Raw genomic sequence first — 22,074 nt, 5'->3', positions numbered from 1 at the left:
CGCCCAAGGGTACTCAGCGCCCGAGCGGCACTTCCGCAGGCACCTTGCCACCCCTGCGACGCCCGCCGAGCGCCAGCGCTGGGGCTCCGGTCAGGCTCACCAGCAGCGTCAGCGCATACACCAGGAGGCCCAGCAGCACGGCCTCGCCCTCGTTGACACCATGAGCATCGAGGAACAGCACGAGCGCCCCCTCACGCACTCCGAGACCGCCGATGGCACTCAGATTCTGAACGATCAACACCATCGGCGCGAAGGCCAGCCAGGCTCGAAGACCTGGATTCACGCCGATCGCGGCCCCCGCCAAAGCCGTCGCCACCACGAGCAGGAATTGATACGCCAGTCCAACCGTGAGCAGTCGGCCCGCGGCCCCCGGATGTCGCCGGAACACGCTCAGGCCTGTGTGCACTGCGCCGAGCGCTTCCCGGATGCGGGTACCGCCCGCAAGTCGGCCGAGTCCGCGGGGATGTTCTGCCACCCAGACGATCAACGCGAGCACGACCAGCGTCCCCAGCGCGAGCCCGCCAGTGATCTGGCCTCCGGAATGTCGCAGCAGGCTCGGCTGCGACATCAGCGCCGCCAACGTCAGCAGCGGCAATACGACCCAGCCCGTTAGGCGTTCGATGATGACCGTGGCGAAAGCGTTGGCCTGGCTGCCGCAGATGCGAGCCAGCCGGTTGACGCGCAGCACATCGCCGCCGATGGTGGTGGGCAGGAAGTTGCCGACGAACAGCGCGGCGAGATAGATGGACAGTGTCGAGCGCCCCGACACCCGGACGTCGAGCGTGTCGGCTACCTGCCACCAGCGCACTGCGGCCATGACGAACGCTGCCGCGATGACGAGGGCGGCACCAGTCAGCCAAGCAGCTGCAGCGCTCTTGGATCCGACGTCGAGTGCCGACAGTTCATCGCGGCTGATGATGATGAGCAGGGCCAAGAGACCTGCGCTCGCGCCGACGCGCAGCGCCGTGACGAGGCCGTGCGGGATGCGCACCCGCCGCTGCGATGGCGGGACTGGTGCTGTGGCGCCGCGCATTGCCGTCAGCCCGCCGAGCGGGAGTCACGCCGAGGCCGCACTCCGCAGCGCTCGCCCAGCGCGTCGCCCCCGGGGGCACGGCGACGCACATCGATTCCGAAGCGTTTCACGTGGCTTCGCACAATAGTGTGGCGACGGCGCGGACCACATACAGCCGTGCCGCGGCCTCATCTCGTGTCCGCGCCGAAATCTGAGACTCTTGGCGGCTTCATGACAGGCACTTCCGACACGATGGCCGCCGCAGCGACTGCAGCGGAGCCGCTCGTCGATCTCGATGTCGTCGATGCGACCTTGCGTGCGGCGCTCGACGCCGGCGGCGAGTGGGCAGAGCTGTTCGCCGAAGACCGCGAATCGGCCAGCGTGGTCTTTGACGAGGGCCGGGTTGAGGAGATGAACTCGGGCCGCGACCGCGGTGTGGGCATCCGGGTCACTGCCGGTGAGGTCACGGGCTACGCGCACACCTCAGACCTGAGCGCCCAAGGGCTGGCAGATGCCGCTCGTACGGCTGCCGCGGTGGCGACACGTCAGTCGCACGGCGGCACGGTCGACATGACGCCGCTCGGCCGGGTCGCTCTCGCTGAGCCACGGGTTGCCGTGTTGCCGGCTTCCATCGGCGCCGAGCGCAAGGTGGCGCTGCTGCGTGCCGCAGACGATGCCGCCCGCTCCACTCACGAGGCCATCACCCAGGTCACGGCCCGCTACGGCGAGAGCCGCCGCCGGATCCTGGTGGCCAACACCCATGGCGTCTGCGCGGCCGATGATCAGGTGCGGACGCTGTTCTCGGTGGGATGCGTCGCGAGCGGCGACGGCGGCTTGCAAACCGGGCGCGAGACCGTGGGCTACACGGTGGGCTGGGAACTGTTCGACGACCACGACCCTGCTGAGCTTGCCGAGCGTGCCGCTCAGCGCGCTGTCACCAAGCTCGCGGCCCGTCCCGCGCCGAGCGGCGAGGTGCCCGTGGTGATCGCCCGTGGCGGGGGCGGGGTCCTGTTTCATGAGGCATGCGGGCATGGGCTCGAAGCCGATCTGGTGCGCAAGGGAGCATCGGTGTTCGCCGGACGGGTGGGCTCGCAGGTGGCGGCCAGCGGCGTGACGCTGGTGGATGACGGCACGATGGGACCCGAGTGGGGTGCACTGGCCATCGACGACGAAGGCCACCCCACCCAGCGCAATGAGCTGATCAGCGACGGTGTTCTCACCGACTACATGTGGGATTGGCTGCGCAGCCGCGATGAAGGCCGGGTGCCGTCAGGCAATGGTCGGCGTCAGAGCTACACGCACCTGCCGATGGTCCGCATGACCAACACGTTCGTCACCAATGGTGACGTCGACCCGGCCGACATCATCGCTGACACGCCGTGGGGCGTGTATGTGGCCCATCTCGGCGGCGGTCAGGTCAACACCGCCACCGGCGACTTCGTATTCGGCATGACCGAGTCGTACCTCATTGAGGACGGCGTGATCACCGAACCGCTCCGCGAGGGCAACCTGATTGGCAACGGCCCCCAAGTACTGCTCGACATCGACGCCCTCGGGAACGATTTCGCCATGGGGAGTCCCGGTACCTGCGGCAAGGACGGCCAAGGCGTGCCTGTCGGCGACGGCCAGCCCACACTGCGCGTACGTGCGCTCACCGTGGGCGGTACTGCCAGCTAGGCGGCACCATGAAGCACTCAATTGACGCCGCTCCGATGAACCCGACCGAGGCAATCCCGCCCTACAGCGCACCGACAAGATGTGATCGCGCGTGAGTGAGCGGCGCCAGTACGACACTGAGGAGTTGGCCCAGCTCGCGCGGCAGGTGTGCGAGCACGCCCAGGGCAGCGAGCAGATCGAGGTCTGCGTGTCGACAGGACGCTCCACCACGGTGCGCGCCTACAACGGCGATGTCGAATCGTTGCGTTCGGGCCACAGCGCAGCCATCGGCGTGCGTGTCATCAGCCACGGCCGTCAGGGCTTCGCATCAGCCGGCTCGCTCGACGCTGACGTCGTTGCTGACACGCTCGCAGCCGCCCGGAGCAACGTGAAGTTCGGCGAGCCCGATCCTCATCAGGCACTTGCTGAGCCCGACGACGTGGCCCCTCCCGGCTTGGACCTCAGCGACCCGGCCGTGCTCAGCGTGCCCGACGCCGACAAGATCGCGGCGGCCATCGACCTCGAACGCCGTTGCCTGTCCGCGGACCCCCGTATCTCGGGCGTGCGCGTTGCAGCCTGGAGCGACGGGTGGTCGCAGTCGGCGCTGGCGTCGAGCACCGGCATCTGCGTGCAGTCCGAGCACGGGAGCTGCTCGGTCGGCGCTCAATCGCTGGCCACCGACGGTGACGAGACGCAGATCGGCTACGCCGGCGACGCTGCATGGCGGCCTGACGAACTCGACATCGACCGGGTCGTCACGGAATCGACATCGCAGGCCACCGGCCAGCTCGGCGCCACCAAGCCGCCGAGCGAACGCGTCATCGTCGTGCTGGCCCCGCCGGTCGCGGCAGCGTTCATCGGAGTAGTCGCGAGCGTGCTTGCGGCCGACAGCGTGCTCAAGGGCCGCTCGCCGTTCGCTGATCGTGTGGGTGAGCAGATTGCCGACGAGCGGCTCCACCTCGTCGACGACCCCACCGACCCGACGACGCTCGGGGCCGCGAACTTCGACGGTGAAGGGCTTGCAGCACGCCGCAATGAGCTGATCTCAGCCGGCGTGCTGAGCGGATTCCTGCACAACGCCTACACCGCGCGCCGATCAGACACGGTGTCAACGGGGTCTGCAGTTCGCGGCACGCGATCAGTTCCTGGCGTCGGCACTCACGCACCCGTCGTCGCCACCGGCAATGTCGCCGCCGACGAGCTGTACGCATCGGTCGGCGACGGCGTGCTGGTGCGAGGCGTCAGCGGCTTGCACAGCGGCGTCAACCCCACCAGCGGCGATTTCTCGGTGGGTGCCTGGGGGCACCGGATCGCAGGCGGTCAGCTCGCTGGACCGTTTCGTGAGGCGACCATCGCTTCCACCCTGCAGCGGATGCTGCTCGGGATCTGCGGCATCGGCGCGACCGCCGAGCCGCTTGCCGGGGGAATGTCGATGCCGCCGCTGGTCATCGCCGATGTTGCACTGTCGGGGGTGTGACGATGCCTCGCCCGCCCGCACCAGCAGCCGTCGAACGGCACCCTCATCTCGCGGACAGCTGCCCGGCGGGCTGGGTGCGCGTCGACTTCCACACCCACACCATGTGGTCGGGCGACTCGACGACGACGCCTGAAGAGTTCGCGCAGTGCCTGTCCGAGAGCGGCATCGACGTGGTTTGCATCACCGACCACAACGCCGTGCGAGGCGCCCAGCAGTTGCAGGGCGAGCTGGATGCGCGCGTCGTGGTCGGCGAGGAGATGAAGACCCACGCGGGAGAGATCATCGGGTTGTTCCTGACCGAACGCGTGCCGCAGGGCTTGGCGCCGACCGCGGCCGCACGAGCGGTGAAGTCGCAGGGCGGGCTCGTCTACATCCCGCACCCGTTCGACCCGCTCCGCAACAACCTGCGTCACGACGTGCTCGACGAGCTGGTCGGCGAGGGCCTGGTGGACGGCATCGAGGTGATCAACTCCAAGACGAGCCTGTCGAGCCTCAACTCGCGGGCATCTCGCTATGCCAGTGAGCACGGGCTGGCGCCGGGTGCGGGCAGCGATGCTCACGTCGCCGAGGCGCTCGGGGGCGCGTACCTCGAGATGCCCGACTTCGGCGACGACGATCCCGCCGGCTTCCTGGCATCGATGCGCCAGGGCTGGGCCGTCGGCCATCACTACGACCCACCCCGTCGCTGGAGGCCGCGCATCGTTCCTTCGGTGGGGAGCGACGACTGAGAGGCTGAGCCGTATGGCGAAGCCGTGGCCCGAGCGGCCCGTGAGCGAAGCGAACAAGAGCGGGAAGCAAGAGGTGACGTGATGCGATGGTTCCTCAGTCGGGGCACGTCCTAGGCCTGCAGTGCCGGACCCTGCCGTCGCGATCCTGCTTGGCCTGCTGCAGGGACTGACCGAGTTCTTCCCCGTTTCGTCGAGCGCCCATCTCGAAGTGGTGCCCTGGCTGGCCGGCTGGGATCTCTTCAATGGTGACAACGAGCTGGAGAACGCCTTCGACGTCGCCTTGCACGTGGGCACGCTCGCCGGGGCGGTGCTGTACCTGCGTGCCGACATCGCCCGCTATGCCGCAGCGCTTTGGCGCGGCATTCGCGGCCATGCCGAGCGCGACACCCTGATCGCCGTGAGCCTGGCGCTGTCGGCGCTTCCTGCGGCCGTGGTGGGCGTTGCCCTCGAAGATCGCCTGCTCGATCTCGCCGAGCAGCCGCTGCTGATCGCGGCATTGCTGGCCGGCTTTGGCTGGCTGTTGTGGTGGTCCGACGTGGCGGCGCACCGCCGGGGTGCGCAGCGGTTGCAGCACTCCTACCGGGTGCGCGACGCCCTCGGCATGGGACTCGTGCAGGCAGCAGCGCTGCTGCCAGGCGTCAGCCGCTCGGGAGTGACCATCACCGCAGGCCGGTGGCTCGGCTTCGACCGCGCTGCGGCGGCGCGCCTGGCGTTTCTCATGAGCCTGCTGCTCATCGGGGGTGCGGGCGTGTATCGCTTCGCCACACTCGGCGATGCCGCACCCAGTTCCGCAGAGCTGCAGCTGTTCATCGTGGGGGGCCTGGCCGCGGCGGTGTCGTCGTGGGCAGGCGTTGCCGCCATGGTGTGGCTGTTGGATCGAACCGGCCGCCGCCCGCAGCGCAGCCCCTTCGCGCTGTTCGCCGGCTACCGTCTGGCACTTGCAGCCGCCGTGGCCCTAGTGGCGATCAGCGGCCTGCGCTGAGCACTACGGGCACCACGACGCCTGTGGCACTGGCTCGGGCCACCGAGTCGAGGTGCGTCGGCTCGATCTCGACAAGCCATCGATCCCGCGATGCGGCGAGCACGAAGGCAGGCACGCGATCGGCATCGGCATGGCCGGCGCCGGGATCGAACGGATCGAGGTCGGCGAACAGCATCAGCTCGACGGGGGTGCCGGGCTTCACGTCGGGTGCATGGGGCACCACGCTGATGCCGATGCCCCGGCGCCCCGGGCTCACTCCTGAGGCGGGGTGGAAGTCGAGCTCGGTCAGCAACGCGCCCTGTGGCACTGCCCGGGTCAGCTCGCCGAGGCCGAACGCACTGGTGAGCGCCCCGGCGGGAACGAGGTGGACCGGCACGTCGACGAGATCGACATGCTCGGTCGGCGAGCTTCCCACTGCCAGCGGGGTCTGCGCGGCCAGCACGCGCACCGAAGTTCCCCAGGCGGCTGCAGCGGAACGCGCTCGGCCGCCCATCCCGGCGACCAGCAGGAGCGCCACGAGCGCGACCACACCGACCGCCGCCCAGTGCACCACGTTGGGGCGCCGCCGCCAGAGGTCGCTGAGCTGTGAGATGAACGCCATGAGAGCCTCCGTCGCGAAGCCATCGCAGCGGCTGGGCCGCTGCGGGCTTGTCTCGTTGCTGGAGGCGTCAGCCTGACGCCGAGGCGGCCCCCACGGCGGTGCTCGACGTGCCGTTCGACGAGCTGCTGTCCGAAGAGGCCGATTTCTTGCTTGTCGAATCGCTGGTTGTGCTTGAACTCGATGAGTCCGACGAGTCATTGCCGGAAGCCTTCGACGTGCTCCGGCCCTCGGACCTGCTGTCGTTGCGGTAGAAGCCGCTGCCCTTGAAGCTGATCCCGACGTTGGAGAACACCTTCCGGACCTCACCGCCGCACTCCGGCGCCGACCCGTTGATTGCTGTGTCGTCTGCCGGCAGCGGGCACACGGTGATCGGATCGTCGGAGAAGCTCTGGTACCGCTCGAAGGTTTGACCGCAATCGGTACAGCGATACTCGTAGGTCGGCATGAAGTCCCGTCCGGTGTCCCTTGGGGCCAATGGCTGCGGTCACGCGCAGTGCCCGAGCCGCCGAGCAGTGTAGCCCTGGGCCGCAGCCGGCGGCCTCGAATTCCCGACCGCAGTCGATAGTCCACCCAGCCTCTAGGTTCTGGCACCGTGCTCGCCTCGGACGTGGCAGACCGGTACGGCATCGACCTCGCGGCTGCCGAGACGCTCGTGGCCTACGGCTTCGAGCCCGAGACGTTCGACGGCTTGCGCAGCCGGCTGACCGCTCGACAGCCGACAGCACCCGGCAGCACCGACGCCAACTGGGTGCGCGGCAGCATTGAGCGCGCGCAGCAGGACGACCTGGTGCCGCTGCCCCCGCCGGGCTCCGCTGAGCGCGAGCAGCTCGCCCGTGCCGGTCGGGCCGCGATCGCCGGCGGGCAGGTGGGTGTGCTGCTCCTGGCCGGAGGCATGGCTACTCGCTTCGGGGGCGGAGTGAAAGCGCTGGCTGAGGCACTCCCGGGCCTGACGTTCGCGGCTGCCAAGCTGGCCGACCTGCGTCGCGTCACCGGTGAGCTGGATTGCGTCGTTCCCTTGTGGCTGATGACCAGCTTCCAGTCCGACGGCGTGCTGCGCAACTGGGCGGCTGCGGCGGCGACGCCCGACGTTCCCATCGACATCGCCCCTCAGGGCGTGTCGATGCGCCTCACACCCAGCGGCGACGTGTTTCGCGGCGCTGACGGTGCCGTCTCGCTGCACGCCCCGGGGCATGGCGACGCACCATGGGCCATGCAGCGGAGCGGCCACTTGGACCGGTTCGCAGATGGCGGCGGGCGCTGCCTGTTCGTCACCAACGTCGACAACGCTGCGGCAACACTGGACCCAGCGGTCATCGGCGCGCACCTTGCCCGGGCGAGACCGCTCACCTGCGAAGTCGTCGAGGGCGATGCTTCGGGAGGCTCTCCGTGGCGCGTCGACGGCCGGCTCCAGATCGTGGAGTCGTTCCGTCTGCCGCCCGGCGTCGACCCGTTGGCGTCTGGCGCAGTGAACACGAACTCCCTCGTCGCTGACCTCGAGGTGTTTGCTGCCGGCTGGCCGTTGACCTGGTTCGAGGTTCACAAGCAGGTCGACGGGGTTGAGGTGGTGCAGTTCGAGCGGCTGATCGGCGAGCTGTCTGCCTTTGCGGACACGGCGATGCTGCTCGTCGAACGCGATGGGCCCGACGGTCGCTTTCAGCCCGTCAAGGATCCTGCGGAGCTCAAAGCGCGTCGCCCCGAGATCGCTCGGATCCTCGCCGGACGAGGCATCGAGATCGCCGACTGAGGTACACCCGCTTCGAGATCGCTGTGCCCAGTACATTGCGTCCGATGTTGCCCCTCGACACCGTGCGCGAATTCGTGCTTGACCGGTGCCCCGCGCGTACGCCGGTGACGGTGCCGGTTGCCGACGCACTCGGCTTGGTGACGGCGAGCGAGATCATCTCGTCTGAAGCCATCCCGCAGTTCGCAAACACGGCTATGGACGGATTCGCTGTCAGGTCTGCCGACGTGGTCGAGGCCCCATGCGATCTGCGGGTTGTCGAGACGATCGCTGCGGGTCACGCGCCGCAGGTGACGGTGGGACCAGGCGAGGCCAGCCGCATCATGACGGGCGCAACGATCCCCCCGGGCGCGGACGCGGTGGTCATGGTGGAACGGACCAGCATCGTGAGCGACGGGCCCGCTTGCGGCGACGGCGCGGCCGAGATCGTGCGCGTGGAGGTGAGCGTTCCGCCGGGCAACCATGTGCGGCCCGTCGGCGACGACCTGCATGCCGGAACCCATGTGTTCGCCGTCGGCACGGAACTCACTGCGGGACATCTCGGCGTGCTGTGCAGCCTCGGAATGACCGAAGTGGAGGTCTTCCCGCGGCTGCGGGTCGGCGTGCTGTCGACAGGCGACGAGCTCGTCGACGACGGCAGCCCGCTGCGGCCCGGTCAGATCCGTGATTCGAATCGTCGCACCCTGCTGGCATTGGCGCACCGGGCCGATGTGGTCCCGGTCGACCTGGGACTGTCGCCCGACCATCCCGGCAAGATCGAGACTGCGATCACCACAGGAGTCCAGACATGCGACGCCATCGTCACCTCGGGCGGCGTGAGCATGGGCGACTTCGACTACGTGAAGGCCGTGCTCGGCCGCATCGGCGACATGCGCTGGATGCAGGTGGCCATCAAGCCGGCAAAGCCATTGGCCTTCGGCACGGTGGGCGATGTGCCGGTCTTCGGCCTGCCGGGAAATCCTGTCTCGTCGATGGTGTCATTCGAACTCTTCGCCCGGCCGGGTCTGCGCTCGATGATGGGTCATCCTGATCCCGTCCGGCCGACGGTCATGGCCACCGCCGCGGAAGACCTGCCGCGGCGCGCCGACGGCAAGACCCACTTCATGCGGGTGCTGGCCACGCCGCGCGATGGCGGCGTCGAAGTGCGCTCCGCCGGCGGGCAGGGCTCGCACATGCTGTGGGCCATGGCGAAGGCCAATGCGCTGGCGGTGGTGCCCGACGGCGGCGGCGTGCGCGCCGGCGAGCCGGTCGATGTGCTGCTGCTCGACTGAGCGGCCCCGTCGCCGGGGCACAAGCGGCCCGTGAGCCCAATCGCATGAGAATGGGGAACAAGAGCGGGGAACACCGCCCAGAGCAGCCAAAGGATCAGCCTGCGCGCCGCTGGGTACGCTCAGGCCAATGAATGGCGCAGCAGGTGTCGTTGCTCCAGCGCGGGCAGCCGATCTCATCGATCCGTTTGGCCGGATCGTGGGCGATCTGCGCATCTCGGTCACCGACCGGTGCAACTTCCGCTGCCAGTACTGCATGCCGGCCGAAGGCATGACGTGGCTGCCGCGATCGGAGATCCTGAGCTTCGAGGAAATCGAGCGCTTCGCCAAGGTATGCGTGGACCGCTTCGGCTTCGAGAGCATCCGCCTGACGGGCGGCGAGCCCCTGGTGCGTGCACACCTGCCGCGCTTGGTCGAGCGCCTCGCCGGGCTGGGCGTCGATGTTGCATTGACCACCAATGGCGCCACGTTGCGCCTGCACGCCAAGCCGCTGGCCTCTGCTGGCCTGTCGCGCATCAATATCAGCCTCGATTCGCTCCAGCGCGACCGGTTCCTGGAGCTGACCCGCCGCGACGAGCTTGACCGGGTGCTCGACGGCATCGACGCCGCCATCGACGCAGGGCTCGCGCCGGTGAAAATCAACACGGTCATGATGCGAGGGATCAACGACGACGAAGTGGGGGACTTCGCCCGCTACGGACGCGAGCGGGGCATCGAGGTGCGCTTCATCGAGTTCATGCCGCTCGAAGCCGGAGATGTGTGGAACGCAGGTGTGGTCGTGCCCGCCGAGGAGATCTTGGCGGCAATCTCGGCTGAGTTTCCGACGGAGCCCGTCGTGCGTGCCAACGAGCCCGCCGAGCGCTACCGCTATCTCGACGGCGGCGGCCAGGTTGGCGTCATCGCCAGCGTCACCAAGCCGTTCTGCGGGAACTGCGACCGGGTGCGGCTCACCGCCGAGGGCCAGTTCCGCACTTGCCTGTTCGCGCTCGACGAATTCGACATGCGCTCGATCCTGCGTGGAGGTGCAACGGGTGCCGAACTCGACGATCTGCTGGCCACTGCCATCCGCGATGCAGTCGGCACAAAGTGGGCCGGTCACTCGATCGGCCAGGTCAACTTCATCAAACCCAAACGGACGATGAGTCAGATCGGCGGCTAGGGAGCCGCCGATCCATCAAGCACAGAGGCGGCTAGGACATGACCGAGTCACCCTTCACCCACTTGGACCCGCTCGGCCGGGCACGCATGGTCGATGTGACGCCCAAGGAGGCATCCCATCGCCGGGCGATCGCTCGCTGCCGTGTGCACATGGCAGCAGAGACAGCGTCGCTGGTAGCCCGCGGAGCGATCGCAAAGGGGGACGTCATCGCGGTCGCTCGGGTGGCCGGCATCCAAGCCGCCAAGCGCACGCCGGATCTCATCCCGCTCTGCCACCCGCTGCTCGTGGGCGCGGTATACGTGAACTTCGAGATCGCCGATACGTGGATCGAGATCGAGGCCCAAGTTGAGACGGTGGACCGAACCGGCGTGGAGATGGAGGCGATGACGGCATGCTCGGTCGCCGCGCTCACGATCTACGACATGTGCAAGTCGGCCGATCGTTCCATGGTCATAGGCGATCTGGCCCTGTGGGAGAAAACGGGCGGCAAGTCGGGCACCTACCGCCGCGACGTGGCAACCTAGACGGGCAGGCCCGCCAGCGAGGCAGGTGATGCGTGACACAACTGGTCTTGGTCTTGCTGGCCGTCGCTTGGCTGGTCGTCTTGGCGCCCGATGTCGCACGCCTGTTCCGGCCCCGCCGGAGGGCGTCGTCGGTCGACCGGTTCCGCCAGCAGCTCGATTCGCTCGGCCGATCCGCGCCCGCCGCGACGCAGATCTCGCGCGAATACGCGCAGAGACGATTCGGCGCACCGCAGCGACGATGGACCAGCCCGTCCACATCAATGCCGGCCACGCCGGCCCAGGCCGCAACCCGTCGGCGTGACATCGGCACGCTGCTGGCGCTGTGCACCGCGGTGGCTCTTGCCGGTGCCGCCACCACGGGATCGCTGTGGGCACTCGCCACCAGTGTCCTGCTGCTTGCGGCGACGGCCGGATTTGCCGCGCTCGTCGTGCGCCGACACCGGGCAGCGCCGACGGCCGAGGTCCACTACCTGCCGCTGCGAGACGCTGACTCTGCTTCGACGGTCAAGATGATTCGCCGTCAGGCGAACGAGTAGGCACAGCGCCGCAGGTATATTCGGCAGTCGCCCGTTTGGGGGTGTAGCTCAGTTGGTAGAGCGCTTCGGTCGCATCGAAGAGGCCAGGGGTTCGATTCCCCTCACCTCCACAGACGTCCCTAGTCCGCGAATATGTACACCACGGGAACCAGCACCTGAAGCAGCAGCAGCAGCAGCCACACCGCGGCGGCGGCGAACCAGAGCGGCACCGCTGGCGAGCGCCGACGACGAAGCTCCCACAGTTCGGCATGCACATGACGGAGCAGGTCTTGGATTTCGTTGTTTTCGGAGGATGCGTCCGCTCGAAGCGGAGCGGATGCAGGCTGCGGTTGGTCTTCGGTGCCCATGGAGCCTCCTCTACAGCACCATCGAGAATCGATGCGTACTCGGGGCGAAACGTCACGACGATAGACCTGGCTAGAGCCCAAACGCCGACATGGACGCAGAGCCGCCACGGGCAGGTCCGCCCGGCATCACCCCCGACCGTACAACCCGGCACGGATACCCACGGCATCGGCACGGCACGGCGGCCAACCCACGGCGGGGCTATTCCTTGAGGCAGGTTGCAAAGTCCTGGGCTGGCAGACGGTAACGCTCAGGCCAGTAGTCCCCCCCGGGGCCGAGGTAGCCGGGGTGCCATTCGCCGAAGATCTTGAGTTCGACGCGCAACGCGTAGATGAAGTCGCCCCGCCACCCCGGCGGCAGAGCATCCGCCGGGACCTTGTAGATGTCTCGGTAGCAGGCGATGACTGCCGGCATGCCGTCGCCGAAGACATACACGGTTGCGCCGCGAACCGGTGCTGTGTCGGAGCGAACTATTCGATGATCTGTGTCTGTGATCAGGAATTCGTCGAAAACGTGGTCGGGCGAGAAGCGGATGGCGTCGATGGGATAGGCACCGTTGCTCCAACCCCACAAATCGTCGTTGACGAAGCTCATGCAGCAGTTCTCGGCGGTGATCCACGGCCAGGCAGGGATCGGATCGGTGTTGGGGGCAACGGCGCGGAGGTAGATGGCGTTGCGGCAGGCGTCTTTGTGGAATCGTGTTTCCCAGGCGTCGGGGTGGGTGCCGTATGCGGTTTGGAATCGTTGTTGGTGGGTGCCGGGGGTGTTCCAGTAGTCGATGACAGCCTGCCAGCCGTATTGGTCGACGAGGTGGGTGAAGGCGAGCTCGCCGGCCCGGTAGACGCTGGCCGAGTATTGGCCGGGTCCCATGCGGGCGAGCTCGTTGTCCTCGCCCAATGGCGCGCCGCACAGGTCCCGTTCTGTGCGGGCTTCGGCGGGGCTGTAGCGGTGGCTGATGTATTGGGCGAAGCCTTCCACGACCCACGCCGGAAGACTTCCCAGGCCGACGTCGGCGGTGCGGTCGTGCTGCCAGATGTGGGCGTATTCGTGGGCCATCAGCGCGCCGACGATCTGGCTCGGGCTGTCGGTGTAGTAGATCGTGTCGTCGTCGGCGCAGGCGGCGGCTGCGGCGTGGCATTGGCCGGTTGCGAAGCTGACGGGGATGGGTTGGCCGAGGCCGATCCGGGTGAACCAGTTGGTGACGTGGACGATGCGCTGCTCGGGGGTGATGCCTGCTGCGGTGCCGGTGGGCGGTTCGGGGTGGTCGCCGGTGGCGGGCGGCGGTGCGGGGGGTTCGGTGCCGGCGGCCGTGGCGCCGACGCGGGCGGCGGTCTGCCAGCGGTCCGCGCCCGCGGTGCGCTCGGTGCGGTAGCCGGCGATCTTGGCTGCGGGCACGGCGGCGAGGCCGCCCACGACGTGCACGGTGCCCACGGCGGCGCGCAGGCGTGCCAGCTGATCTGGGGGCATCGGCTCGGTGCGGGCGCCGGCGAGCACGACGCAGGGGCTGCCCAGCGCGCCCGCCAGGGTGACAGCGCTGTAGAGATCGGACTGGGCTGCTGTGTCGGAGGCTGCGACCACGGCGGTCTGGCCGCCGCAGTCGGCGTTCCAGGGCGGCCCGGGCGTGATGGCCGGCGGTCGGGTGCCGGAGGCGGCTGCTCCTACCTGGGCGGCTGTGGCCCAGCGGTCAGCGCCCGCGGTGCGCTCGGTGCGGTAGCCGGCCATCTTGGCTGCGGGCACGGCGGCGAGGCCGCCCACGACGTGCACGGTGCCCGCCGCGGCGTCGAGGCGCAGCAGCTGAGCGGTGGGGATCGGCTCGGTGCGGGCGCCGGCGAGTACGACGCAGCGGGTGCCCAATGCGCCGGCGAGGGTGACAGCTGAGTAGAGGTCGGACTGGGCTGCTGTGTCGGAGGCGGCGACCACGGCTGTCTGGCCGGCGCAGTCGGATTCTGTCCACGGCTCGGAGCCGGCGAGATACGCGCCGTGCTGTGCGGCTTGGGCGGCTGCGGGCTGCGCTGCGGCCGTGAGGGTGAGCGTCGCGGCTGCGAGGGCTGCTGCGAGCAGCGCTGCGAGGGAGCGAGCGGGGCGGTTAAGCATGGCCGCTCAGGGTGCCACGGAAGCGGCGGGGGGGTGTGATGGTCGGGGCGGCGTGCCGGGCGGCTCGATATGCCGTGACAGCGGCACGGTCCGGGCCGGTCCGGGTCGGGTCGGCGTGTCAGGGGCGGTCGGTCTCGTCGAGGGCTGCGGCGACGGCGCGCAGCCATGCGGCGAGGGCGGCGGCTGTGTCGGGCGGCGGGGTGCTGCGAGCACGGCGGCGCCGGGTTCGTGGCTGTGGGGGCTGTCGGGGTCGAGTTCGCGGGCGCGCAGCACGCCGAGGGGCCACAGCTCGCCGCTGTCGAGGGCTGCGCGTATGTCGGCTGCTGCGGCTGCGACGGTCTCGCTGGGGCCGTTCACGGCGCTGTGGCTTGGGTGGCGACGTGGGCGGTGCGCATCAGCGCGGCACCGTGGCCGATGAGCGCGTCCGCGTCGGCGGCGAGGGCGCCGGCGGGGGAGCTGTCGATGATCTAGCGGACCAGGGCGCGGTCCAGCGGGCCGACGGCTGCGAGGGTGCCGGCGGCTGCGGGGTGGCGCGCGGCGAGCGCTGCGGCGATCCCGTAGGCGGCGGTGAGCGCCCAGCAGCCGGGGATCGGGTCCGCGGCGGCGGGGGCGTCTCGCAGGAGCCAGCGGGCCATGCACTCGGCGGAGGCGTCGGCTGTGAGGGGGTGCACGCAGCGGCCGGCGAGCTGGCCCAGCAGCGGCCGGGCGGCGTCGACGTCGGCGCGGATCAGCACGCGGTCGGCCACGGCGCGGACCCTACGGCATGCCGGGCGGCCCGAATGCGCGTGGCGGCGGTTCGGCGCGGCAAGCTGGGCAGGTCTTGTCCGGTGTCGGGGCATCTGGTAACGATTGCGTCTTCATCTGAGCCCACAGCGGAAGAAACGTGATGCCGAGCCGTAGGAGCCGCCGAGTTGTGCTCGGCATCGCAGGGGTGCTGGCAGCCGCCGCGCTCGTCGCCGTCGCCGCGCCGGCGAACGCTTCGGGCGACACGGCGCTGGACCGCGCCGCCATGTCGGCCGAGAAAGCGGTGAACCAGATCACCAAGGCCCGCCAAGGCGTCCGGCAGGTGATCGCGGCCCACGATCTCGACGATGCCGCAGCCGCTGACCTGCGTGCACTGGTGGACGAGCCGTTGGCCAATGCCAAGAAGAACGCGCAGCGCACCGCGAGACGCGTCCAAGAGGCCGACGCGTGGGCGGCCGTGCTTGCCGAGGCGTCCAACACGATGGTGGACGAGCTGTACGAGGAGATCATGGCTTGGGGGGCCGTGGCCGACGAGTGCCAGCGCGTCAAAGGCTTTCTCGAGGACTTCACCGCCTCGGCGGACCGCGCCCCGAGCTGGGTCGGCAACCCTCACACACCGTACGCGATCGGCTGGCACAGCCCCGATCGCTGGGCCACCAACAACGACAACGGACCCCTGAGCAACTGGACACAACGGCTCGTGGCCTCCGAGATCGACTGCGACCCCTTCAGCTAGCAGCATGCCGCCGTCGGCGATGCGGCCGATCTCACCGATGGGAATGGGTGTGCCGTCTGACAGGCGGGCGTTCGTGAGTTGGTGGTTCACCGCGTCGTAGTCGGCCACCACCAGCAGCGAGGCGCCGCCAACGTCGACGTTGCCCGGCCGATCTCGTCCAGCCGGCGATGTAACGCCGCATCGGACAGCTCGGGCACCGCCACAGCGTCGGCCCGCACCTCGATACCGGCAGGCGCCTCCTGTGCGACATTTGCGGCAGGGAGTCGCCGCCACCAGCCCGGTCGCCGTTCTTTTCCATGAGAACAACCGTACGAAGATGGTGTCACAGTCATGATCTTGGGGTCGGCGGTCGGGGCTTTGCGGATGGCGTCGTGGCAGGCTGCTATGGCAAGCGTCGTGTCGCTCTCGGCGATGCTGCGGGCTGAGTGGGCGTGTCGCCTGGCGCCGTTGATGGGCTCGCCGGCGGCACCCATGTTCGCCGGCACTCGCTCCACGTCTCCGATTATGATGGCCTCCGCGAGCCAGTCAGCCATCAGGGTCTGCGTCGAGTGAGATCGGCACCAGCGGCTGCTCGCGGATGTGAGCAACGAACGGCTCCGCTTCTGGAGCGCTCCAAGCACCTGTGTCGATCACAACAGGATTGATGTCTACTCGCAGGTGCTGTTCGACCTCGCGGCATTTTTCGCGAACCGACCGCAGCGGCACGTCGCCGACCACGACGACATCGACATCGTTCGGAAAGCGACCTGGCTCGCCCTCGAAGCGAGCGGCCCACGACCCGAACACAAGCGCTTCATCGGCGCCTTCCAGCCTGCTGATCACCTAGCCGAGGCGCCCCAGCACGCCGACGGTATGCAACAGGATCGAGCGCAGCTCCGGAGACGCTGTCCTCCGCGGGATGTCCATCCCGCGGAGCAGGGTTGGGGCCAGTGCTCAGGACTGCTGGCTCGAGTCGATGGTGCCGTTCAAGAGCAGGGCTTCGATGAGCGCGAGACGTTCGGCATGATCGAGCAGCACCGCACCGACCTCGGTTCGGAAGTCATGCAGTTCGGTCCGCAGCGACCCGATCTCGTCTCGCAGTTCGGTCCGCACCGCTGCAATCTCGTCTCGCAGACCGGTTTCCACCGACCTGATCTCGTCTCGCAGTTCGGTCCGCACGGAGATGATGTCGGAGCGGAGCGTGTTGAACGCCGTGACCGCAGCGAGCGTCATGGACGCGATCAGCGCGGCGATGATCGTGACAGCCGCCGTCGGGCCGAAGAGAGCCCGGCGCTGACGGGCGCGCGAACCTGAAATCGGCGGCGGTTGTGTGCTGTTCGTGCCATCGTCGTGCTCGCCTGCTGGCCCCCGGGACTCAGCCTCGCCGCGCGCGTTCTCTGCCTCGCTGGTCGCGCCTGCTGTCGCGGACTGCTCCGGCACGGTCTGAATGGTAGCCATGCGCTTTCCCGCCGCTCGTCTCGCCGATGCGCCCCGAAACGTACTGTCATCGGTTCGGCGCACTCGAATGGTTTTTGAGGTATCTCACGCTCGTCATGGGCATAGTGTTGGCGCGACAGCGCTGCCGGTCGGGGCGCTCAGGCCGTCGCCGTGCCCGACGATGACATGGCGGGTATGACTCGGCGGTGAGGCCGCCAGTGGCTGAGACGACGAAGCGGTGGTTTGGCGGGGAATAGTCCCCGCCCTTCATTGAAGGCGCCTGATCGTCGGTGACGATCCGTTCGACTTCGGGCTTTGGCCGATCAGTTGATCAGCCCTCCATTGAAGCAGTCCTGGGCACATCAGCCACGCGATGCCCAGTCTTGACGGCGTCCGCAGCGTAGGCGTTCCACTCGACAGGGACGGTTGTTCGAAACTCGACCCTTTCGATGCCGAGGTCCGAACCCCGGTCCCGGAAGTCCATGAGCGCAGAAGGCACGAGCGGGGCGCAGCGCTACGAACGCCGGGTTGATGACTGCCCGCGAAGTTGTCCACAGGTCTTACACCGGCTTGTGGAAACAGGTGCGACCGTCGGTGCCATCTCTATGGAGCGGCGGCTTTGCAGCCGAGTGCGCTGTATGCCGAGAATGACTTGGCGCTAGCGTCCGGCGGTACGCAGGACATCGCGTCCGGCCGGATGGTGACGGAGAGTCCGAACTCCGTGCTCACCAGGGAGGTCACGGCGGCCATGAGGTCTCACGGTCAGGTCCGGGCGGCATGTCATCGTTGCTGTGGTGTTGTCTTGGCCGTGGCCGCTGTGCTCGCGCTGGCTGCGTGCGGGAGCGGCAGCGCGAGCGAGTCGCGATACGAGGGCTTGGCCGTGCCCGCGTCTCAGCTGCGACAGGTGCCCGACATGGCGTTTGCCGACACCGACGGCAACGAGATGCACTTGGCGGCTGATACCCAGGGGCAGGTCCGGCTCGTGTATCAGATGTTTACCAACTGCCCCGATGTCTGCGGTGTACAGCTCGCGCAGCTTGCGAGCGTGCTGAACCGTCCCGGTGCCCCCACGAACGTGGCTGTGCTGGCCGTCACTGTCGACCCGGATCGCGACTCGCCCGACGTGCTGCGTGCCTACCTCGACCAGTTCAGCGATGATTTCGTGGGCCTCATCCCCCATAGCGAGCAGCAGCTGACCGACCTGCAGAACGAGCTGGGTGCGCTGGCGTCGATCAAGATCTTCGACACCACCACCACCGGCGCTCACGGCATGACCGGCATGGATCACGACGACATGAGCGCCATGGATCACAGCGATGTCGACTACGACATCGCTCACGATGCCAGGGTGTTCGCCTACGCCCCGAACGGATACGGCTACGCGCAGTACCCGCATCCCACACGCCAGACCCAGTTCGACCACGACCTGCCGATCCTCGCCGGTATCGAGCCCAATGCGCCGGCTGAGGCAGGCTTGTAGCGATGCGTTTCTGGTGCTCGGCGCTCGAAGAGCCGTGGAGTTGGTCATGGCGTGCCTATCCGGGTGTCTGGGCGGCATCACTTGCGATCGCAGTCCCGTACTTGGTGGCGTGTCGGCGGGCCCGCACCTTGCGCCCACAGCCGCCCGATCCCGCCGAAGCAGCGGCGCAGCGCCGGCAGATGTGGTTCTTCGTGGCTGGGGTGGCGGCGTTCTGGCTGGCGTCGGACTGGCCGCTCGGCGTCCTCGGTGCCGGATACCTTGCGTCGGCCCACATGGCGCAGTTCATGCTGTACACGCTGGTTGCGGCACCGCTGCTGGTGCTCGGCATTCCCGAGCCGATGGCTCGGCGGATCCTGGCGAGGCTGCGGCTCTACCGGCTCATGACCCGGCTCACCCAGCCGGTCACCGCCGGACTGGTGTTCAACGGCTGCCTGGTCGCGACGCACTCGCCATGGGCGGTGGACACACTGCGGGCGAACCAGTTCGGCTCGTTCGTGATGGACGCGGTGTGGCTGGCGTCGGGCGTGCTGGTGTGGCTGCCGATCTGCTCGCCGCTCAGCGAGCACCGGCTGCGCGCCTACCCCGGCAAGATGGTGTACCTGTTCTTGGCTCTGGGGGTGGTTCCGGCGGTGCCTGCGGGCTTCTTGACGTTCGCAGGCTTCCCTCTCTACGCCACCTACGAGCTGGCGCCGCGCTTCTATGGCCTCGATGCTGCGACGGACCAGCAGATGGCGGGGCTCATCATGAAACTGGGCGGCATACCCATCGTGTGGGGAACCATCATCGCGATGATGATGCGATGGGCCGACGAGTCCAAAACGGCCAGTCCGGTTCAGCCTCTCAGTCCACGATGACCAGGGCCCAATAGACCACCACGGTGATCAGAGCCGCTGCGGCGGCGAGTGCGCGCAATGACAGCCACACCTCGTCGCCCGGCCGCATCGGCCGTCGAGGCGGGCGGCCGAACATCAGCCGATGCGGGCGCCCTCGCGCTCGCGTAGCCGCACATTCACCCACATCTTCTCGAGGTGCTGGGCAACCGTGAGCGCCCCCTGCGGCACCTCGTGCTCCGAGAAGAAGGCTTCCACCTCAGCAGCCAGCGCACGGGTGTGCAGCCCGCGTATCCCGCCGACCATCCGCGAGATCGAGTTCTGGGGGAACCGGTCGGTCAGCTCGTCCCAGCGGTCCCGGACGAAAGCCCACGCCATCGGACCGTGGTCGAGATGCGTCATCGCGGCGCCGAGCAGGTACGGGGCGTTCTGCGTGCGGACTTCGGCTGCGAACAGCTCGAGCGTCCGCTTGAACAGCGTGGGGTCTTCGAACAGCAGCAACGATTGCACGTAGCGCAACTCGCTCTGAGGTGTGTCAGCCGACCGGTAGAGCTCCAGCATTCGTTCGTAGTCGGTCTCGTCGCCGGCCGCCGCCGCGACCTGCACTGCGGCTGCGGCCAGGTTCGGCTCGACAGCAGCTCTGCTGTCGACTGCTGTCTCGAAGAGCTCCCGCGCACGTGCCCGGACCAACTCGTCGCGGCCGCGGCCGCCTGCCGCCTCGAACAGCACGCCGCGCAGCTCGCGGTCGAGATCGGGCTCGCCAGGCTGGGGTTCGAATCCCAGCACGCCCAGCGCCGTGGTCGCCAGATCCCGTATCAGCACGGCCAGGGTTTCTCGCCCGTCCGGCTCAGCGATCGCGTGCAATCCCTTGAGTCCCCCGATCATCCGCTGCCAGACGTGCAGGTCGGTCTCTGAGCCCAGATCGGTGACGAGCCCGATGAACTCGGCTGCGCTGGCGTCGCCAGCCACGACAGCCGCATAGGTGTCGTCCACGAGCCCGTACCGCTCGATGGGTTCCAGCACTTCCAGGGCTTGACGCGCCACCGCGGCCAGCAGATCAGTGCCGTAGCGCACCCGGTAGTAGCCGTGCCCGCCCGCGTTCACCACCGCCCACTCGACGCCACCGCCGAGGTCCACTGTCGCGGCGGTGTCGGTGAGCAGGAGTCGCCGTTCGGCGGTGCTGCCGTCGACCAGGCGGGCACGCACCATGACCGGCACGCTCCAGAGGCCCTCCGATTCGGTGCCGTACACGAAGCGGTGCTGCGACAGCGTGAGCCCAGACGGGTGCGGCTCAACGGACACGATCGGGTAACCGCCGGTGAAGATCCAGCCATCCATGACCGACCGCACCGGCTCGCCGCTGGAAGTCTCCAAGGCGTCCCACAGGTCGGTCGTGGTGGTGTTGGCGTAGCTGTGGCGTTCGAGGTAGTGCTGCACTCCAGCCGCGAACCGGTCAGGGCCGAGGTACTGCTCGAGCATGCGCACGACCGCCGCACCCTTCTCGTAGGTCAGCACGTCGTACATGCCCTCGGCGTCAGCGGGGGAGACCACCTCGTACTCGATGGGTCGGGTGGTGCTCAGCGCATCCACATCGAACGCGGCTCCCCGCTCGATCGAGAACTCGTCCCAGCGCTTCCACTCGGGTCGGAAGGCATCGGTGGTGGCCACCTGCATGAAGGTGGCAAATGCTTCCTTCAGCCAGATGCCGTTCCACCAGTCCATGGTGACGAGATTGCCGAACCACATGTGCGCCAGCTCGTGCGCCACGACGTCCACGATGCGCAGCAGCTCGGCGGTGGTGGCCTTCTGCGGGTCGGCAAGCAGCAGCGTTTCCCGAAAGGTGATGGCACCCATGTTCTCCATCGCGCCGAACGCGAAGTCGGGCACGGCAATGAGGTCGACCTTGGTGCCGGGGTAGGGAATGCCGTAGTAGTCGACCAGCCAGGCGAGCGCGAACGCTCCGGCTTCCAGGCCGAACCCGGTCAGCGCCGACTTGCCGCGTACGTGAACGATCCGCAGCGGCACGCCGCCGACGTCGATCGGCTCGGTGGCTTCGAGGTCGCCGACGATGAACGCCATCAGGTAGGTCGACATCTGCATCGTGTCGGCGAACGTGTCGCGGCGGCGGCCGTCGGCCAGGATCTCTGACGACACCACCTCGCCGCAGCTCACCGCCATCAGGTCGGCAGGCACGATCATCGTCACGCCGAAGACCGCCTTGAGGTCCGGCTCGTCGAAGCACGGGAATGCCCGCCGGGCGTTGGTGGACTCGAACTGGGTCGTCGCGATGGTGCGGGTCTCGCCGGCTTCGTCGACGAACGTGGAGCGGTAGAAGCCGCGGAGCTGGTCGTTCAGCTCGCCGGCGAACGTGCAGCTGATCCTGAGGTCGCCGGGTTCGAGCTGGCGGCCATCGGCAGGACGCAGCGTCATCCGCTCGGTCTCGGGGTCGAACGAGATCTCGGCGTCTGACGTCGTGCTGCCCTGGCTGAGTGCGGCGTCTGAGCATTCGAGTTCGGCAGCGTTCAGAGTGACGCTGTCGATGGGGGCATGCACAGTTGCTTCGATGCGGACCTCGCCCACGAATCGTGCAGCGCCAAGGTCGGGTTCGATGACGATGTCATAGCGATCGGGCCGTACATCTCTTGGCAGCCGGTACGGGTTGGCGTTTGGCGAGCCGTCAGTCAGGAGCGTCACGGCGCGCACACTACCGACGCCGTGCGAGCTGGCGAGTTGAGGTGCTAAGCC

Annotated in this window: 25 protein-coding genes, 1 tRNA gene and 1 pseudogene; 15 read left to right on the top strand and 12 right to left on the bottom strand. The window is 68.3% G+C overall.

The window, feature by feature from the left end:
* Nucleotides 1-13: 13 nt before the first annotated feature.
* Nucleotides 14-1,033 carry a lysylphosphatidylglycerol synthase transmembrane domain-containing protein gene (locus tag ACOQPE_RS01460; protein WP_420610161.1) on the bottom strand — a complete coding sequence of 340 codons (1,020 nt, stop codon included), beginning with the start codon at nt 1,031-1,033 and terminating at the stop codon, nt 14-16.
* Nucleotides 1,034-1,243: 210 nt separating this feature from the next.
* On the opposite strand from ACOQPE_RS01460, the gene ACOQPE_RS01455 reads away from it, so the two are divergent.
* The 4 genes from ACOQPE_RS01455 to ACOQPE_RS01440 all read left to right on the top strand — a co-directional run bounded on the left by ACOQPE_RS01455 (nt 1,244) and on the right by ACOQPE_RS01440 (nt 5,855).
* Nucleotides 1,244-2,689 (top strand): TldD/PmbA family protein, encoded by a 1,446-nt coding sequence (locus tag ACOQPE_RS01455; RefSeq protein ID WP_420610160.1) that lies wholly within the window; start codon nt 1,244-1,246, stop codon nt 2,687-2,689.
* Between the two features lie 91 nt (nt 2,690-2,780).
* Entirely contained in the window at nt 2,781-4,145 is a 1,365-nt protein-coding gene (locus ACOQPE_RS01450) for a TldD/PmbA family protein (RefSeq protein WP_420610159.1), read from the top strand.
* A 2-nt stretch (nt 4,146-4,147) separates the two neighbouring features.
* Entirely contained in the window at nt 4,148-4,873 is a 726-nt protein-coding gene (locus ACOQPE_RS01445) for a PHP-associated domain-containing protein (protein WP_420610158.1), read from the top strand.
* 121 nt (nt 4,874-4,994) lie between these two features.
* Nucleotides 4,995-5,855 carry an undecaprenyl-diphosphate phosphatase gene (locus ACOQPE_RS01440; RefSeq protein ID WP_420610157.1) on the top strand — a complete coding sequence of 287 codons (861 nt, stop codon included), beginning with the start codon at nt 4,995-4,997 and terminating at the stop codon, nt 5,853-5,855.
* Here the strand turns inward: ACOQPE_RS01440 and ACOQPE_RS01435 are convergent.
* Nucleotides 5,839-6,456, bottom strand: coding sequence for a hypothetical protein (locus ACOQPE_RS01435; RefSeq protein WP_420610156.1), 618 nt, complete (start codon nt 6,454-6,456; stop codon nt 5,839-5,841). The genes ACOQPE_RS01440 and ACOQPE_RS01435 overlap by 17 nt on opposite strands.
* 98 nt (nt 6,457-6,554) lie before the next feature.
* On the opposite strand from ACOQPE_RS01435, the gene ACOQPE_RS01430 reads away from it, so the two are divergent.
* Nucleotides 6,555-6,707, top strand: a complete 153-nt coding sequence (locus ACOQPE_RS01430; protein WP_420611418.1) for a hypothetical protein — start codon at nt 6,555-6,557, stop codon at nt 6,705-6,707.
* Nucleotides 6,708-6,719: 12 nt separating this feature from the next.
* Complete coding sequence (locus ACOQPE_RS01425; RefSeq protein WP_420611417.1) at nt 6,720-6,866, top strand: hypothetical protein; 147 nt, start codon at nt 6,720-6,722, stop codon at nt 6,864-6,866.
* On the opposite strand, the pseudogene ACOQPE_RS01420 reads toward ACOQPE_RS01425, so the two are convergent.
* Nucleotides 6,854-6,901, bottom strand: a pseudogene (locus tag ACOQPE_RS01420) (FmdB family zinc ribbon protein); the annotation flags it as partial. The gene ACOQPE_RS01425 and the pseudogene ACOQPE_RS01420 overlap by 13 nt on opposite strands.
* 147 nt (nt 6,902-7,048) lie before the next feature.
* On the opposite strand from ACOQPE_RS01420, the gene ACOQPE_RS01415 reads away from it, so the two are divergent.
* From ACOQPE_RS01415 to ACOQPE_RS01390, 6 genes are all read left to right on the top strand, one after another.
* On the top strand, nt 7,049-8,200 hold the full coding sequence (locus ACOQPE_RS01415; protein WP_420610155.1) for a UTP--glucose-1-phosphate uridylyltransferase: 1,152 nt from the start codon (nt 7,049-7,051) through the stop codon (nt 8,198-8,200).
* A 44-nt stretch (nt 8,201-8,244) separates the two neighbouring features.
* A complete protein-coding gene (gene glp / locus ACOQPE_RS01410) occupies nt 8,245-9,468 on the top strand; it encodes a gephyrin-like molybdotransferase Glp (protein ID WP_420610154.1) in 1,224 nt (407 codons plus the stop codon).
* 127 nt (nt 9,469-9,595) lie between these two features.
* The gene (moaA, locus tag ACOQPE_RS01405; protein WP_420610153.1) at nt 9,596-10,624 is read left to right on the top strand and encodes a GTP 3',8-cyclase MoaA; all 1,029 of its coding nucleotides are present in this window, start codon (nt 9,596-9,598) and stop codon (nt 10,622-10,624) included.
* A gap of 38 nt (nt 10,625-10,662) precedes the next feature.
* Complete coding sequence (moaC, locus tag ACOQPE_RS01400) at nt 10,663-11,148, top strand: cyclic pyranopterin monophosphate synthase MoaC (RefSeq protein WP_419916396.1); 486 nt, start codon at nt 10,663-10,665, stop codon at nt 11,146-11,148.
* Nucleotides 11,149-11,180: 32 nt separating this feature from the next.
* Nucleotides 11,181-11,684, top strand: coding sequence for a hypothetical protein (locus tag ACOQPE_RS01395; protein ID WP_420610152.1), 504 nt, complete (start codon nt 11,181-11,183; stop codon nt 11,682-11,684).
* A gap of 37 nt (nt 11,685-11,721) precedes the next feature.
* Nucleotides 11,722-11,794, top strand: a tRNA-Ala gene (locus tag ACOQPE_RS01390).
* Nucleotides 11,795-11,803: 9 nt separating this feature from the next.
* Here the strand turns inward: ACOQPE_RS01390 and ACOQPE_RS01385 are convergent.
* The 4 genes from ACOQPE_RS01385 to ACOQPE_RS01370 all read right to left on the bottom strand — a co-directional run bounded on the left by ACOQPE_RS01385 (nt 11,804) and on the right by ACOQPE_RS01370 (nt 14,869).
* The gene (locus ACOQPE_RS01385; protein ID WP_420610151.1) at nt 11,804-12,031 is read right to left on the bottom strand and encodes a hypothetical protein; all 228 of its coding nucleotides are present in this window, start codon (nt 12,029-12,031) and stop codon (nt 11,804-11,806) included.
* A gap of 199 nt (nt 12,032-12,230) precedes the next feature.
* Nucleotides 12,231-14,123, bottom strand: a complete 1,893-nt coding sequence (locus tag ACOQPE_RS01380; protein WP_420610150.1) for a hypothetical protein — start codon at nt 14,121-14,123, stop codon at nt 12,231-12,233.
* Between the two features lie 6 nt (nt 14,124-14,129).
* Entirely contained in the window at nt 14,130-14,480 is a 351-nt protein-coding gene (locus ACOQPE_RS01375) for a hypothetical protein (RefSeq protein WP_420610149.1), read from the bottom strand.
* Between the two features lie 110 nt (nt 14,481-14,590).
* Nucleotides 14,591-14,869, bottom strand: a complete 279-nt coding sequence (locus tag ACOQPE_RS01370; RefSeq protein WP_420610148.1) for a hypothetical protein — start codon at nt 14,867-14,869, stop codon at nt 14,591-14,593.
* A 167-nt stretch (nt 14,870-15,036) separates the two neighbouring features.
* Here ACOQPE_RS01370 and ACOQPE_RS01365 point away from each other — a divergent pair, with 167 nt between their 5' ends.
* Nucleotides 15,037-15,603 carry a hypothetical protein gene (locus tag ACOQPE_RS01365; protein ID WP_420610147.1) on the top strand — a complete coding sequence of 189 codons (567 nt, stop codon included), beginning with the start codon at nt 15,037-15,039 and terminating at the stop codon, nt 15,601-15,603.
* A gap of 86 nt (nt 15,604-15,689) precedes the next feature.
* Here the strand turns inward: ACOQPE_RS01365 and ACOQPE_RS01360 are convergent, their stop codons facing one another.
* The 3 genes from ACOQPE_RS01360 to ACOQPE_RS01350 all read right to left on the bottom strand — a co-directional run bounded on the left by ACOQPE_RS01360 (nt 15,690) and on the right by ACOQPE_RS01350 (nt 17,022).
* Nucleotides 15,690-16,097, bottom strand: a complete 408-nt coding sequence (locus ACOQPE_RS01360) for a hypothetical protein (protein WP_420610146.1) — start codon at nt 16,095-16,097, stop codon at nt 15,690-15,692.
* A gap of 31 nt (nt 16,098-16,128) precedes the next feature.
* Nucleotides 16,129-16,425, bottom strand: coding sequence for a hypothetical protein (locus ACOQPE_RS01355; RefSeq protein WP_420610145.1), 297 nt, complete (start codon nt 16,423-16,425; stop codon nt 16,129-16,131).
* Between the two features lie 111 nt (nt 16,426-16,536).
* Nucleotides 16,537-17,022 carry a hypothetical protein gene (locus ACOQPE_RS01350; RefSeq protein ID WP_420610144.1) on the bottom strand — a complete coding sequence of 162 codons (486 nt, stop codon included), beginning with the start codon at nt 17,020-17,022 and terminating at the stop codon, nt 16,537-16,539.
* 805 nt (nt 17,023-17,827) lie between these two features.
* On the opposite strand from ACOQPE_RS01350, the gene ACOQPE_RS01345 reads away from it, so the two are divergent.
* Entirely contained in the window at nt 17,828-18,499 is a 672-nt protein-coding gene (locus ACOQPE_RS01345) for an SCO family protein (protein WP_420610143.1), read from the top strand.
* A 2-nt stretch (nt 18,500-18,501) separates the two neighbouring features.
* Nucleotides 18,502-19,353, top strand: coding sequence for a cytochrome c oxidase assembly protein (locus tag ACOQPE_RS01340; protein ID WP_420610142.1), 852 nt, complete (start codon nt 18,502-18,504; stop codon nt 19,351-19,353).
* Here ACOQPE_RS01340 and ACOQPE_RS01335 read toward each other — a convergent pair.
* Complete coding sequence (locus ACOQPE_RS01335; RefSeq protein WP_420610141.1) at nt 19,340-19,468, bottom strand: hypothetical protein; 129 nt, start codon at nt 19,466-19,468, stop codon at nt 19,340-19,342. The genes ACOQPE_RS01340 and ACOQPE_RS01335 overlap by 14 nt on opposite strands.
* Nucleotides 19,468-22,023 carry a M1 family metallopeptidase gene (locus ACOQPE_RS01330; protein WP_420610140.1) on the bottom strand — a complete coding sequence of 852 codons (2,556 nt, stop codon included), beginning with the start codon at nt 22,021-22,023 and terminating at the stop codon, nt 19,468-19,470. Before ACOQPE_RS01330 ends, ACOQPE_RS01335 begins: the two co-directional genes overlap by 1 nt.
* Between the last annotated feature and the right edge of the window lie 51 nt (nt 22,024-22,074).

Source organism: Candidatus Poriferisodalis sp., assembly GCF_965219595.1.
Classification (GTDB): domain Bacteria; phylum Actinomycetota; class Acidimicrobiia; order Acidimicrobiales; family Poriferisodalaceae; genus Poriferisodalis.
This window is presented reverse-complemented; position numbering and strand designations above follow the sequence as displayed.